This window comes from Arthrobacter sp. LT660 (assembly GCF_056172845.1).
The window spans coordinates 2,873,400-2,886,836 of record NZ_CM149651.1; the positions used below are offsets into that span (position 1 = coordinate 2,873,400).

General features: G+C 68.4%; 11 protein-coding genes, 1 tRNA gene and 1 other RNA gene. 8 read left to right on the plus strand and 5 right to left on the minus strand.

Annotated elements, in window-relative coordinates; genetic code table 11:
• Positions 1-66 precede the first annotated feature (66 nt).
• On the plus strand, positions 67-825 hold the full coding sequence (locus AC0QSG_RS13385) for a GntR family transcriptional regulator (RefSeq protein WP_475375753.1): 759 nt from the start codon (positions 67-69) through the stop codon (positions 823-825).
• 47 nt (positions 826-872) lie between these two features.
• Here the strand turns inward: AC0QSG_RS13385 and recR are convergent, their stop codons facing one another.
• The 4 genes from recR to ffs form a co-directional block, all read right to left on the minus strand.
• Positions 873-1,472, minus strand: coding sequence for a recombination mediator RecR (recR, locus tag AC0QSG_RS13390; RefSeq protein WP_435728188.1), 600 nt, complete (start codon positions 1,470-1,472; stop codon positions 873-875).
• A gap of 53 nt (positions 1,473-1,525) precedes the next feature.
• Positions 1,526-4,378 (minus strand): DNA polymerase III subunit gamma and tau, encoded by a 2,853-nt coding sequence (locus AC0QSG_RS13395; protein WP_475375754.1) that lies wholly within the window; start codon positions 4,376-4,378, stop codon positions 1,526-1,528.
• Entirely contained in the window at positions 4,375-5,313 is a 939-nt protein-coding gene (gluQRS, locus tag AC0QSG_RS13400) for a tRNA glutamyl-Q(34) synthetase GluQRS (protein ID WP_475375755.1), read from the minus strand. Before gluQRS ends, AC0QSG_RS13395 begins: the two co-directional genes overlap by 4 nt.
• Positions 5,314-5,333: 20 nt before the next feature.
• Positions 5,334-5,430, minus strand: an RNA gene (gene ffs / locus AC0QSG_RS13405) — signal recognition particle sRNA small type.
• A gap of 120 nt (positions 5,431-5,550) precedes the next feature.
• On the opposite strand from ffs, the gene AC0QSG_RS13410 reads away from it, so the two are divergent.
• The 4 genes from AC0QSG_RS13410 (at position 5,551) to AC0QSG_RS13425 (ending at position 9,448) form a co-directional block, all read left to right on the plus strand.
• A tRNA-Ser gene (locus AC0QSG_RS13410) sits at positions 5,551-5,635 on the plus strand.
• 254 nt (positions 5,636-5,889) lie between these two features.
• On the plus strand, positions 5,890-6,549 hold the full coding sequence (locus AC0QSG_RS13415; protein WP_475375756.1) for a hypothetical protein: 660 nt from the start codon (positions 5,890-5,892) through the stop codon (positions 6,547-6,549).
• The gene (locus AC0QSG_RS13420; RefSeq protein ID WP_475375757.1) at positions 6,542-7,957 is read left to right on the plus strand and encodes a multicopper oxidase domain-containing protein; all 1,416 of its coding nucleotides are present in this window, start codon (positions 6,542-6,544) and stop codon (positions 7,955-7,957) included. The genes AC0QSG_RS13415 and AC0QSG_RS13420 overlap by 8 nt, the downstream gene beginning before the upstream one ends.
• 3 nt (positions 7,958-7,960) lie before the next feature.
• Complete coding sequence (locus tag AC0QSG_RS13425; RefSeq protein ID WP_475375758.1) at positions 7,961-9,448, plus strand: multicopper oxidase domain-containing protein; 1,488 nt, start codon at positions 7,961-7,963, stop codon at positions 9,446-9,448.
• Between the two features lie 120 nt (positions 9,449-9,568).
• Here AC0QSG_RS13425 and AC0QSG_RS13430 read toward each other — a convergent pair whose 3' ends face one another.
• Positions 9,569-10,594 (minus strand): isopenicillin N synthase family dioxygenase, encoded by a 1,026-nt coding sequence (locus AC0QSG_RS13430; RefSeq protein WP_435728194.1) that lies wholly within the window; start codon positions 10,592-10,594, stop codon positions 9,569-9,571.
• 181 nt (positions 10,595-10,775) lie between these two features.
• Here AC0QSG_RS13430 and AC0QSG_RS13435 point away from each other — a divergent pair, with 181 nt between their 5' ends.
• The 3 genes from AC0QSG_RS13435 to AC0QSG_RS13445 all read left to right on the plus strand — a co-directional run bounded on the left by AC0QSG_RS13435 (position 10,776) and on the right by AC0QSG_RS13445 (position 13,281).
• On the plus strand, positions 10,776-11,075 hold the full coding sequence (locus AC0QSG_RS13435) for a type II toxin-antitoxin system VapB family antitoxin (protein WP_435728195.1): 300 nt from the start codon (positions 10,776-10,778) through the stop codon (positions 11,073-11,075).
• A gap of 2 nt (positions 11,076-11,077) precedes the next feature.
• The gene (locus AC0QSG_RS13440; protein WP_475375759.1) at positions 11,078-11,764 is read left to right on the plus strand and encodes a LytR C-terminal domain-containing protein; all 687 of its coding nucleotides are present in this window, start codon (positions 11,078-11,080) and stop codon (positions 11,762-11,764) included.
• Positions 11,765-11,886: 122 nt separating this feature from the next.
• Entirely contained in the window at positions 11,887-13,281 is a 1,395-nt protein-coding gene (locus AC0QSG_RS13445) for an IS1380 family transposase (protein ID WP_475375142.1), read from the plus strand.
• Positions 13,282-13,437 lie beyond the last annotated feature (156 nt).

Below are 13,437 nucleotides of genomic sequence, written 5' to 3' on the forward strand. Positions count from 1 at the left end.
GGACCGGACTCGGCCACGACGAATGGAGCTCGAATGCACAGGTCTCCGACGGGTGGAGCTCCCAGCGTGCCCCGCGTTCAGCGTTCCTCGACCGTCGACCTCATCACCCTGGAATTGCGCAATGCGATTTACGACGGCGGGCTGTTGCCTGGGACCCCATTGCCGGACCTGGAGATCGCCAGACAGCTGGGCGTGAGCCGGGGACCGTTTCGGGAGTCCGCCCAGAGGCTCGTCCAGGAGGGTCTGTTGGTCGCTCGGCCGGGGCAGGGACTGCGCGTCGCGACCGTCGGAATGGACCAACTGGAAGAACTCTACGAGGCGCGGCTGGCGATCGAGGGCGCCGCCCTGAGACGATTGGCCCGGGAGCCGGATCCCGAATGCCGCGCGCGCCGGCTCGAGGATTCGAGGACCGTCCTGCGGCGGGTCCTCGTCGCGTGCGAGCAGGCAGAGGTCCTCGCCGATCAGGCCGAGCAGGAGGCCATGGCCCGCGCCATCGGCGACGCGGACCTGGATTTTCACTTCGAGATGGTGCGTGCGGCGGGCAACCAGCGGTTGACCCGGTGCATGTCGACGCTGGTCATCGAAACCCGCATGGCCAGTTTTGGCAATCCGTTGGGATACGTGGTCCGCACGGACATGCACGGCCCGCACAGCAAACGGCTCGAGCTGGTGTTGAAAGGCGATGGCGAGGGCGCGGTTCGGGCCTTGCGGGAACACTTTTCGGGCACGGTCCATCGGTTGACCGGCCACCCCGAAGCCGGGGTCCGGACGATGGCCGCGGAGCTATCCCACGACGAGCTCGAACTCGGTCCGATCGGCGGTTAGGGCCCGCCTCCCGCCTGTCGGCGGATGCCGCGGCCGGCCGTGGGTCGCTAGCCGATGGCGCTGCGGCGCCCCTCGAACGCGCGGCCGAGGGTGACCTCGTCGGCGTATTCCAGATCGCCGCCGACCGGCAGGCCCGAGGCGAGGCGGGTCACCTTGATGCCGATGGTTTTCAGCATGCGCGCCAGATAGGTCGCGGTCGCCTCGCCCTCGAGGTTCGGATCCGTTGCGATGATGACCTCTTCGATCTTGTCGTCGTGCAGGCGGCCGAGCAGTTCGCGGATATGCAGTTGGTCCGGTCCGATGCCAGCAATCGGATTGATGGAGCCGCCGAGCACGTGATACCGGCCGCGGAAGGAGCGCGTGCGCTCGACGGCCATCACGTCCTTGGATTCCTCGACGACGCACAGGATGGTTTCGTCGCGGCGGGCGTCGCGGCAGATGTTGCAGGTCTCCTGCTCGGAGACGTTGAAGCAGATCGAGCAGAACTTGACCTTGTCCTTGACCGCGCGGATGGCGTCGGCGAGCCGGTCCATGTCCTCGCGGTTGGCCTCCAGGATGTGGAAGGCGATGCGCTGCGCGGACTTGGGGCCGATGCCAGGTAGTCGGCCGAACTCATCGATCAGTTCCTGAACTGCGCCTTCGTACACAAGACCTCACACTGCTGGGATGGGATGGGACCACGGCGGCCGTGGACCGGGAATCAGGTGACGGGGGAACCGTCGTGGTTGCGTTCCTCGATTAGCCGCCCGTTGAGGATCCGCTCGATGGCCGGTCGCCCGACGACCCCGGACTCCTCGATCGCGATGTCGTCGTCGCTGGGGACGTCCTCAACGTAGGTCGATTCTACGGGCTTGCCGCCGCCCGGGGATGCGGCGGGTCCTCCCGGCTGGCCGGAGGGCGCGGCTGGCTGTTGGGTCCGGGTTTCCGGCGGACCCGACTCCCGCGCCTGGCTGAGGAGTTGCTGGTAGCGACTCATGCGCTTCTGACCGGACGACGCCGGTGCCGGTGCGGGGGCGGCGGGTGCCGACGCCTCGGGCGACGGCGACGGCATGGATACGGAGTCCGAGTCCATGGGCTGGAAGTCCGACGGCGGCGGTGCCGCGGCTCCGGGGGCCGGTGCCGCGGCGCCCGGGATGCGCACGGCAGGAGCGGGTGCGGCGGCGAGTCCGGCCGGGCGGGGCGCGGCGGCGCTCGGCGGGACGGGCTGCTCCCAGTCGGGGACGGGGACGTTGTCCGCGCCCCAGTCGTAGCCGCCCTCGTCCTCGGGCTCGGGACCGAAGTCGGGGGATTCGTCGTCGGATGGTGGTGGCGAAGCGGCGCGCGAGGGACCGCGGGACGTCTCCGTTTGCCGAGCGGCCTTCCATCGAGCCGCGGCCGCGGCGGGCGCGGGAGAGCCGGTCGGCGCGGCGGCCACGGCGGGCGCGGGCTCTGAAGAGGGCGCGGCAGGACGGTGCGGTGCCGCGGTTGCTACGGGTTCGGCGGCCGCCGGCGTTGGCCGGCGGTCAGCTTTTGGGCCCGAACCACCCGCCGGAGCGGAACCCCCGGCGGTGATGACGATCTCGCACTTGACCCCAAGGACCTTGTGGATGCTCTGTTGCAGGAGGCCGACGTTCTCCGGCTTGCCCTCGAATGCCCTCATCGGCCCGGGGTTGGCGAAGGCGACGGTCAGCGTGCGGCCGTCGTAGCCGGCGAGGGAGGCGTGCGGCTGGATGGTCAGCCAAACGTACTTCTTCTCCTCCTTCAGGGCGGCCATGATCTCGGGCCAGGCCCGGCGGAACATTTCGATGGAGCCCGCCGCGGGCGCGCTGGGGGAAGGGGGAGCGGAAGCGGGTTCCGGGGTCTGCACCGATGCCGGTTCCGAAACGGGACCGGAGACCTTTTCGTCAGTCTGCGGAACGGGCTGGTCGCGGGTGGGCCCGCGTTCGGGAGCGGGCGGGGTGGCAACCGGTTCGGACCGGACAGACGCCGGCTTGTCGGACTCGGACTCGGCTTCCGGCACCACGCCCCAGTTCCCGCCCCAATCGGGTGAGGCATCCGCGGCTTCCCCCGGTGCGGCCGCGGGCGATTTGGCGGCGGGAGCTTCGGCGGGCGACACGGCGGCCGGCGAGGACGCGGTGGCCACCGCCGTCACGGGGGCGACAGCTGGTGCGACGGGGGCGGCGGGAGCGACAGTCGGGTTCTGGTCGCCGACGTCCCGGGGGGCGACCTCCGGCGGGTCCCCGGCATCCTGCTTGCGCGCGGAACGCAGGGCCTCGCGGACCTGCGCCGCACCCTGTTCGCGGGGGGATTCGAAACCGCCGCCGGATGACGTTCCGGACGAGGCCGGCGCGGTTCCGGCGTCGGACCAGTTGGCGGTCGGGAGGGCATTCGATGCGGCCGGCACATCCCCGGCGTACGCCAGCCGCCGGTCGATCCGGTCGATACGCGCGTTGATGCCGCGTTCCGTCGCGTCGGAGGCCGGCAACAGCAACCGCGCGCACAGGAGCTCCAGGTGCAGGCGCGGGCTCGTGGCCCCGGTCATCTCGGTCAGGGCCTGGTTCGTCACGTCGGCGGAGCGGCTCAGCTCCGCCTGCCCCAGCTGGGTGGCCTGCTGCCGCATGCGGTTGAGTTGGTCCTCGGGCAACCCGCGGATGATCTGCGCGGCGTTGTCCGGCATCGCCTTGACGATGATGAGGTCGCGGAACCGCTCGAGGAGGTCCTCCACGAAGCGGCGAGGATCGTGGCCGGTCTGGATGACGCGGTCCACCGCGCCGAAGACGACCGCCGCGTCCTGCGCCGCCATCGCGTCGACGACGTCGTCCAACAGGGACGCGTGCGTGTAGCCGAGGAGGGACACGGCGAGCTCGTAGTCGAGCCCGTTCGGACCGGCGCCGGCAATCAGCTGGTCCAAGACGGACAGCGAGTCACGGACGGAACCGCCGCCGGCGCGGACCACCAGGGACAGGACGCCGGGCGCGACGGGCACGCCCTCGGATTCGCTGAGCCTCTCGAGGTACGCCATCAGCGGCTCGGGCGGCACCAACCGGAACGGGTAGTGGTGGGTGCGCGAGCGGATGGTGCCGATGACCTTGTCCGGCTCCGTCGTCGCGAAGATGAACTTGATGTGCTCGGGCGGTTCCTCGACGATCTTGAGGAGGGCGTTGAACCCGGCGGACGTGACCATGTGGGCCTCGTCGATGATGAAGATCTTGTAGCGGTCGCGGACCGGGGCGAACGTGGCGCGTTCGCGCAGGTCGCGCGCGTCGTCGACGCCACCGTGGCTCGCGGCGTCGATTTCGATCACGTCAAGGGAGCCGGGACCGCCGGTCGCGAGCTCCACGCAGCTTCCACAGGCGCCGCAGGGCGCGGCGGTGGGGCCCTGTTCGCAGTTCAGGCAGCGGGCCAGGATGCGGGCCGACGTGGTCTTGCCGCAGCCACGAGGTCCGGAGAAGAGGTAGGCGTGGTTGACGCGGTTTTTTTCCAGCGCCGCCATCAAGGGGGTGGTGACATGCTCCTGCCCGATGACGTCCGCGAAAGTGTCCGGACGGTAGCGACGGTAAAGGGCTGTACTCACCACTGCACCCTATCCGTTTGCGGCGTCTCGCCGCATCCTCGATCGGCCGCTGTGAGGGGCGAGTGGACCCAAGGCTCCCGCGGGAGCCGGGCCGGTTCGAACGCGGCCAGCGCGGAGGCGAGCGAGTCCTCCGGAAGCCCCAGCGAACGCAGCAGGAGGGCGCGCACGCGGGCCGGCGGAACGCCGTCGTTCGCAAGGTCCGTCAGCGTCACGGCACCGTCTCGCTTGGACAGTCGTCTACCCTCCTGGTTGAGCACCAGCGGCACGTGCGCGTAGGCGGGAACGGCGGCGGGTCCGTAGAGGAGCGAGGCGAGGTGCGCCTGGCGCGGGGACGAGCTGAGGAGGTCGTCCCCGCGGACCACCTGGTCGACGCCCTGCAGCGCATCGTCGACGACGACGGCGAAATTGTAGGCGGGCACGCCGTCGTTGCGGAGCACCACGAAGTCGTCGACGGCGCCGGTGTACGGTCCGTGGAGTTCATCGGCGACGGTCAGGCGCACGACGTCGGTGCGGAGACGCAGCGCGGCCGGGCTGTGCCGGCGTCGTTCGCTGCGTTCGGCGTCGCCGAGAAGGCGACACGTTCCCGGGTAGGAGCCGGGCGCCGCGTGCGGAGCGGACGCGGCCTCGGCGATGTCGCGCCGGGTGCAGAAGCATTCGTAGAGCAGCCCGCGGGCCAGGAGCGCCGCCACGGCGTCCCGGAAGCCGTCCATGCGGTCCGTTTGGCGTTCGGCGCGGCCGTCCCAGTCGAGGCCTATGGCCGCGAGGTCGCGCAGCTGGTGGGCCTCCGCGCCGGCCCGTGCGCGGTCGAGGTCCTCGACGCGGATCAGGAACCGGCGGCCGGTGGAGCGGGCGAAGAGCCAGGCGAGAATGGCGGTGCGGACGTTGCCGACGTGCAGTTCGCCCGAAGGGCTCGGGGCGAAGCGTCCTGCTCCCACCGTGGCACCTCCCGCGGAAAATTAAAGACCCCCCGTGCACCTGCCAGAGCCCATCTACCCTTGCTACCTTCCGGTCCTGGGGGAGTTCGACAGGATGACACCACACGGGGGGCCGACAAATAGTCTAACCGCTTGGGCCCGCGCCTCGAAACCGGCACCGCAGGCATGCCATCCCGGCCCCGATTCGTCCCCCGGCGGTTTCTCCGGTACTCTGGAGACTGCTCTTTTGAGCAATCTGGAGGATTCGCCTAGCGGCCTATGGCGCACGCCTGGAACGCGTGTTGGGTTCACGCCCTCGGGGGTTCAAATCCCCCATCCTCCGCGGATCGGAACAGGTCCCGCCCTTGTGGCGGGATCTTTTTCGTTTAACCGAGGCCTTCCAGGCCCAAGTCAGAGCCGACTGCCGGCGCGATTCACTCGAATCGATGTATTGACTGCCCCCTGACTATTTACACTTTTTTGACGCGGGTGCATACTAAGTCGCAAGTGGGGAGATGGAGGACCTTCGGACCGCGTTTGGGGCAGTATTGAGGGTCCTTCGATGTTTGGGGCATCGACTATAAGGATGGTTTTACCGTGTTCGGGACTTGGGGGAAGTCGCGCCTGCGCGACGAAAAATTGGGAAATGGCGCGTTCGACGCCGGCGGCACATCCGGCGTGGCGGTCGAAGGGCTGTCTAGGCGTGGCTTTGGTCTGGTGCTGGGCTCGTCCATCGTGGTCGGCGCCGGCGGTATCAGCGCGTTGGCCGCGGCGTTCGCCTCGGGCGGGCCGCCCGGCACGACGACGGTGGCCGCGAGCTTCGGAAGGTTGCGCATCGTCGCCGCGCAACGACAGTCGAGGCTGTCGGGAGTGGGGGCGGGTGCCTCGCACAGCGGACACGAGGTCGCCGGAACGTCCTCCGCGCAACCGGCGAACATGACGTACGGCGACCATCTGGTGCTCCGTCTGGAGGTCTTCAACGAATCCGACGAGGACGTCCTCTTGTCCCCGGGCCAGTTGCGGGTGTTGCCGGATACGCAGCCGTGGCTGGTGGTCAACCGGGGATCGGATCTCCGGGCGTCCGTGGTGCCGCCGGGCGGGTCGATCGGCGGGGACATCAGTTTCCTGGTTCCGTCCGATGCCCATGCCTTCACGGCGCAATTCGACGACGTCGTCGCCGTCAACGCCGGGTCCCTGCAACTTCCCCTGCCGGCGGTCGCGTGGCGGCCCGGATACCTGGAGGCCAGCCATGCGTGAGAACCAGAACGCCACGGGAACGGGCGGGGACACGCGGGTGGACCGCGCGGACGCGCTGAAGCTCGGCGCCGCGGCAGGTGTGGTGGCGGTGGTCGCCCTGGCCGCCGGACCGTCCGTGGCCGCGCGAGCCGCGGTCCGGCCGGTGCGCACGCCGGCGGCCGTGCCCGCGGCCGAGGTTCCGCTGCCGGGCGTCCTCGACATCTACATCAACGAGGGATACGCGAAGATGGTCGACGACTCGCTGGTCTACCACCGCGGGTTCGGCGACGCGCCGACCACGCTCAAGGCCGCCAAACCGGCCCTGCGCATGAAGCCGAAGGTCTTCACGGCCGACGGGCGGATCGTCGATTCGCGGACCTATCCGCTGGACGCGGAGGTGCCTGCGGACGGGACGCCCACGCCGCTGACCCAGGATCCCGCAAACGTGGGACAGTTCCTAATCCGCCGCGACTACTGGGCCAGCCACTTCCCGGAACGTACGCTGATCGCCGAGCTTGGGGCCACGGTGCGGCTGCGCGTGTTCAACACGCTGGCCGGCACGCACCGGCTGACGATCGCCCGCGCCGGAGCGGACGGGACCGAGTTGACGACGGGAGACATTCCGCCGGGTGGGTACGGCATGCTCGAATTCGAGGCGCCGCCGCCCGGCACCTACATCTACCACGACTCGACCAATGCACCGGTCCAACGGACCCTGGGGCTGTTCGGATGCCTGTTGGTCGCCGACCCGGAGGAACCCTGGCACGTGGCCAAGGACCAGGCCTGTTTCGAACGGCAATGGCTGTGGATGGCGCACGCCGTCGATCCGGAGTGGGCGGCCATCGAAGCTGCGGGCGGGACCGTGGACCAGAAGGCGAACCCGGCCGTCCCGCGGTACTTCCTGCTCAACGACCGCAGCGGGTACGAGGCCCTGGCCCATTCGCCGAACAAGGCCATCAACCAAGCATGCCACGAGGAGTCGTTGATCTCCGGCTATCCGCGACAGGTCGATGTGCGGCTGTTCGGGGAGGACCTGGTGGCCGGCACGATCCGCGCCGGGCAGATGGTGCGTCTGGTCAACCCGGGCATCGTCTTCCACCAGATCCACTTCCACGGCAACCACTTGTGGACCGTGCGGCGCAACAACGTGGAGTGGCCGCGCACGCGGGGCTATGTCGATGCCGACGGGCACGTGGTCCTGCAGCAGTGGGAGGACGTCGTGGAGTTGGAGCCGATGGACGCGAAGGACTGCATGATCCCGATGAAGCGACCGCCGGACGCCACGGACATGGTGTGGGAGGCCAGGGGAACCGACTGGCTGTATCCGATGCACTGCCACGCCGAGCCGTCGCAAACCGCGGCCGGCGGTTTGTACCCGGGCGGCCTGGTCGCCCACTGGAATCTCAAATCAATGCCTTGGGGGGTGTAGGTCATGGCTTCAGCACAGATCGGGACAGTAACCGCACGGCGACGCTCCAAGCGGGCGTCCAAGGCCGACGAGCGGCGCGCCCGTGCGCTCGCGAAGGCGGCAAAGATAGCCCGGGAACGCGAGCGGAAGGCCGCCGAGCGCAAGGCGAAGAAGGCCGAAGCGGCCAGGAAGGCGCGGGCGGCCAAGAAGGCCAGGGAAGAGGACAAACGGAGAGCCGGGCGGTCCGCGACGCCGACCCGGGCCCCGGCGTCCACGTCAGCACCCGTGACTTCATCGGAGGCGCTGACTTCCTCCGTGCCGCCCTCCTCCTCGGCTCCCGCGTCGTCGAGTGCGCCGTCGAGCGGTGCCCCATCGACGCTCCGACCGCAGGACGACGACGGCGCGGCGGTCGAGTACGACTCGCAGGCCGACTTCGCCTCGCATCAGATGGAGCAGGACCGGCCGGTGACGGAGTTCCGGCAAACACCCCAGTACGCCGTCAACCTCGGTGTCTCCGGCCGCAAGCTCACGTTCCCCGACGGCGCCGACTTCAAGATGTGGGTCTTTGACAACGACGCGTCCGGCCGCGGGTTCCCCGGCCCCAGCCTGCGGCCGAAGGAGAACGAGGTCTTCCACGCGACGGTCGAGCCGAGCCTGGGCCCGCACACGGTCCACTGGCACGGCATGGAACCGGACCCCCGGAACGACGGCGTGGGGCACACGTCCTTCGAGATCGACGACGTCTACACCTACCAGTGGAGGGCGGAGCCGGGCCGCGCGGGCGACCCGAACTACGGGGCGGCTGGAACGTACTTCTACCACTGCCACGTCAACACGCCACTGCATGCGCAAATGGGGCTGCTGGGGCCGCTGATCGTGGATCCCGTGGTGCTGCCAGAATTCCCGGTGCCCGCCGGCATGCGCCGCGCGTTCGCCGACGGCCCGCTGTACGACATCGCCACGGAGTCGCTCATCATGCCGTACTCGGTGGACCCGCGTTGGCACGAGTTGGGCCACGCGGCCGGGCTGTCCGGCGAGGACGTGGGACTGAACCGGTTCGAACCGACGAACTTCTACATCACCGGCGGCCTCCTGGACAGCCGCGTGGAGAAGGACGAGGCCGTGTGGGCCCCGGACCAGCTGCCGATCAACATCGAGAGGGAAGGGCGCGCACCCAGTCTGATGCGACTGCTGGACGGCAACTACCTGCCGAACAAGATCAAGTTCAAGGGACCGGACGGCAAGTACGCCCGCATCGCCGAACTGATCGCCCACGACGGGCGTCCCTACCGGGACACGTCGGATCCCCTGGGGCCCTCCATCCCGACCAGCATGCTGGAGGACCAGGCGAACCGGCTGACCACCCACGTCGTGGCGATGGGCGCCGCCGAGCGTTACGACATCCTGCTGCATCCGGAGGTGCCGGGCGAGTACGTCATGTCGATCGAGTGGCACCACTGGATCACCGGGGCGGTGCTCGGGACACGGACGCTGAAGTTGATCGCCTCGTAGCCGGCAACCCAACCAGTTCTGTCCGTGTCGGGATATGTGTCGGAATGCGCGAGGCTTTTCGACATGTATCCCGACACCACCGGTTGGGCTGGAAAGCCCGCCGCGGATCAGCGCCGGAGGCTACTTGGCCAGTTCCGGGTAGTGGATCTTCGCGGTCTGCGGGTGGGCGCGGAGCCAACCCTTGAGCACGTTGGCCCCGTAGGAGGACAGCATCGGGTTGTGGGGATCGTCCGACGCGCCGCGCGCGTCCGCCGCGAGGTGCGGCGGCAGCGGAATCGTGTCGATCACCGAGTCGAGGCGCGGCGACCAGAAGAACGGCACCGAATAGCGGTCGACGCCGGCCGGGGGAGCGGTCACGCGGTGGATGGTGGCCATCAGGTAGCCGTTGGTCGCTACCTCCAGCATCTCGCCGAGGTTCACCACGAGCGCGCCCTCGATGGGTTCGACCGTGATCCACTCGTCCTGGCCGTAGGGCTTGACCTCGAGCCCGCCCACCAGATCCTGCAGCAGCAGGGTCACGAAACCGTAGTCCGCATGGGCGCCGACGCCCTGGTTGCCTGCCTCGGGGACCAGATTGCCGCCGACGTAGTGGACCAGCTTGCCCATCCAGGCCGGGGCGGATTCGAACGGCTCGGCGAAGTAGTCCTCGGGCAGCTCGAGCGAGACGGCGATCGCGGACAGCAGCTCCGCGCCGATCGAACTCATGAGTCCGGCCCATTCCATGGCCGCGTGCTCGAGGTCCGGGAAGGCCTCGGGCCACTGGTTCGGTCCCTGCAGATTCAGGTACGGGCGGTCGGCCGGCACCTCGAGAAGCGTCTCGCGCTCAGGACCGAAGTCGATCTGTTCGCGCGAGTCGGCGCGCCCGCGCGTGATTTCCGTACCGAGGCGGGTGTATCCGCGGAACTGGGCCGAGCTGCGGTTGTCCAGCTTGAGCCGCTCCTCCAGGGGGAGGCGGAAGAAGCGGGCGATGGTGTCCAGTAGCTCCCGCGCCTGCTCGGCGCGCGCCCCGTAGCCGGTGATCTGGAAGAAGCCGACATTGTGTGCGGCGTCGCGCAGCGCGGCGATGAAGTCGGGATCGAAATGTCCGTCGGCGGTGCGCGCGGTGGACATATCCAATACGGGAACGGAGGTGCGGACTGTGTTCATGACACAACGTTAGGCCCGTGTTACGTGGCCGGGGAAGCGATCATGACGCGCTATTCCGTCATGTGTCGGAACATTGCGGAACCCTTGACTTAAGGCGCCGCCGGCTTGCCGTTCGACGCGCCGCACCGCCGACGCGGCTGCGGTCGTTCTATGTTGGTCCGCCGTTCCCTAAGCTGGGTTGGTGATCTTCAAAGCCGTTGGCGATTCCCGCCCGTACCCGGACCATGGTTACGTCTCGCCCAAGGACTGGGCGGTCGTCTCCCCGCGCCAGGTCCGGCTGGACGAGCTCGTGACGGTCAAGACCACCCTGGACCTCGGCGCGCTGCTCGCGGAGGACTCCACTTTCTTCGGCGACCTGTTCCCGCACGTCGTGGTGTGGCGGGGCACCATGTACCTCGAGGACGGGCTGCACCGGGCGGTTCGCACGGCGCTGCACCACCGCTCAGTGATGCATGCGCGCGTGCTGGTCCTGGAGGACTAGGCATGGCGCGTAAGAAGCGCGTGGACCCGCGAGAGTGGCATGGACACCGCATCGTCACCGAGGACGACCTGGCCCGCGACTTCGACGCCAGCGATCCCGAACACGTCAACGACCCCCACCATTACATGAAGCGGCTGCGCCACGGCGTCGTTTTGGTGCTGCTGGTGGCCTTCGTGGTGGCGGCGCTCGTCGGCGCCTACCTGGTCTCGACCCGGCAACTGGTTATCCCCGCCCTGGAGCCGGAGGCCGAGGCGCCCGTGACCGCGGTGGCGGAACCGGCGTGCCCCGTTCAGACATACCCCTACCTCGACCCGCAAACCGTCACGGTGAACGTCTACAACGCCACGCAAATCAACGGATTGGCCGGCGCCGCCGCCAACCGGCTCGAACAGCGCGGCTTCACGATCGGCGAGGTGGGCAACAAGGTGCTCAACGATCCGGACATCGTGGCGGCCGTGGTCTCCGGGACGGCAGGCCGTGGCCAAGCGCTGACCCTCCAGCACCACATCGAAGGCACCGAGTACGTGAAGGACCCAGCGAACGACGGCGATTCGGTGGACCTGGTGGTGGGGCAGCAGTTCGACCAAATCATCGACGCCGCGTCCGTTTCAACCGACGACGGACGCCTGCGCTGCCCGCGGGCGACCGCGGAGGAGGAGAAGTCGGCCGAGGCGACGCCGGCCCCCTAAGCCTTGATCCACCGACGGGCTCAGGTGGGGTAGGACGTCATTAATGAGGAGATGCCCGTCTTTTCAGGGAAAATTGGACTTACCACAGAACAAGTTTCCTGAATCAGAAGGGCATCTCGCAGGTGCAAGTTTCCCACAGTCCCTCCGCCGTGTCAGTTTCCTTCGACGAGCCCAACCTCGTGTCTGCCGCGGGGCTGGTGCCGATCCTCGGATTGGCCAGGGACGCGGGCTTGCGCGAACTGGCCGACGCGCGGCTCACTGTGCCCACGGACAAGGGCGCGAACGCCGGCTTGAAGGTCACCTCGCTGGTGGCCGGGATGACCGCCGGGGCGGATTCCATCGACGACATGGCAGTGCTGCGCCACGGCGGTACCAAACGGATCTTCAGCTCCGCCTATGCTCCCTCGACTCTGGGCTCGTTCCTGCGGTCCTTTACCTTCGGACACGTCCGCCAGATCGACGCGGTTGCCTCCCGCTTCCTGGTCAACCTCGCCGACAGGGCAGCACCACTGGGAAACCCCTCGGACCCCGGCTTCGTCTTCGTCGATGTCGACGACACGATCATCGAGGTCCACGGCTACCAGAAACAGGGATCGGGCTACGGCTACTCCGGGGTGCGGGGACTGAACGCCCTCCTGGCCACCGCCTCCACGAAGGACGCCGCCCCGATCGTTTTGGCCCAACGGTTGCGCAAGGGCGCGGCGAACTCGGCCCGCGGCGCCAGGCGGCTGGTTGCCGATGCCCTGTCCACGTTGGGGCGCATCCGTGAGGGGGCCCCGGTGCTCTGCCGCTTCGATTCGGCCTACTACGGCCACGCGCCGGTATCCGCCGCCCTGGCCGCCAGGGCCGATATCTCGGTAACCGTGCGCATGGACCAGGCAGTGAAACGCGCCATCGCCGGCATCGAGGACTCCGCGTGGACAACCATCGAATACACCGACGCGGTCTTCGACGAGGACGCCGGCGCCTGGATTTCCCGCGCGGAAGTCGCCGAAACATCCTTCACCGCGTTCACCTCCCGCAAGAAGGGCGAACAAGTCACCGGACGCCTCGTCGTGCGCCGCATACCCGAGCTGAACCCGCAATCCGGAGTCGGCCAGCCGACCCTGTTCCAGGCGCATCGGTTCCACGCGTTCTTCACCACCGTCACCAACGACGTTCTGGACACAGTCGCCGCGGATGCGGCCCACCGCAAACACGCCATCATCGAACAAGTCAACGCCGACCTGAAAAACAGTGCCCTGGCACACCTTCCATCCGGGCACTTCGGGGCGAACTCCGCCTGGCTGGCGCTGGCCGTAATGGCCTACAACCTCGCCCGGACCGCGGGCGTCCTGGCCGCTGGGAAGTTCACCAAAGCCAGGACCGCAACAATCCGGGCCAAGCTCGTCAACGTCCCGGCCCGAATCGCCTCCAGTGGCCGAAGAATCCGCTTACGCCTACCCGAGGCATGGCCCTGGCAATCGGCGTGGGAACGACTCTTCACCGCAGTGAACGCACCACCACAACCTTCCTGAAAACCGACCAGTCAGCCGTACCGCGGCACTACCGGAAAAACAACGTGGAACACCACCGGCAGCGAGGCCGGGACATCAACGACACCCAAAACCACGTAACTCAAAAGTTCACGTAAACGATCTATCACTCACCACGCATCGGTGGATCGAGGCTAA

Coding starts and splice junctions, on each gene's coding strand:
- AC0QSG_RS13420 (WP_475375757.1), top strand. CDS start 6,542: ATGCGTGAGAACCAGAACGCCACGGGAACGGGCGGGGACACGCGGGTG.
- AC0QSG_RS13425 (WP_475375758.1), top strand. CDS start 7,961: ATGGCTTCAGCACAGATCGGGACAGTAACCGCACGGCGACGCTCCAAG.
- AC0QSG_RS13430 (WP_435728194.1), bottom strand. CDS start 10,594: ATGAACACAGTCCGCACCTCCGTTCCCGTATTGGATATGTCCACCGCG.
- AC0QSG_RS13440 (WP_475375759.1), top strand. CDS start 11,078: ATGGCGCGTAAGAAGCGCGTGGACCCGCGAGAGTGGCATGGACACCGC.